This window comes from Rhizobium sp. Rhizsp42, assembly GCF_047304155.1.
Classification (GTDB): Bacteria; Pseudomonadota; Alphaproteobacteria; order Rhizobiales; family Rhizobiaceae; genus Rhizobium.
The window spans coordinates 1-243 of sequence record NZ_JBGLYS010000194.1 but is presented as its reverse complement, the minus strand read 5'-3'; the positions used below and the strand labels follow the sequence as shown (position 1 = coordinate 243).

The following is a 243-nucleotide window of genomic DNA, read 5'->3' as shown; positions in this document are numbered from 1 at the left end:
GAATACGACTACGTCTTCGATCCGGTCTCCGGCCAGCTGGAGTACATGGAGACACCGCATGCGATAGCCGCCTTGAGTTCGCTCCTGACCCTGGGCGAGGATGTGCCCGGCCGCCTGCAACAGCGACGCGATGCCATCAGCGCCTTGCCGCAGAGCGCTACGCCCGACTATTGCGAGATGAACGTGGTGTCCAACTCAACCGGCCTGACGCCGGCCTGCGATGCCATGAGCTATCCGCTGTGC

The 243-nt window shown here is 63.4% G+C and carries 1 pseudogene; it reads left to right on the top strand.

Annotated elements, in window-relative coordinates:
* Positions 1-243, top strand: a pseudogene (locus ACCD05_RS32065) (hypothetical protein); the annotation flags it as partial.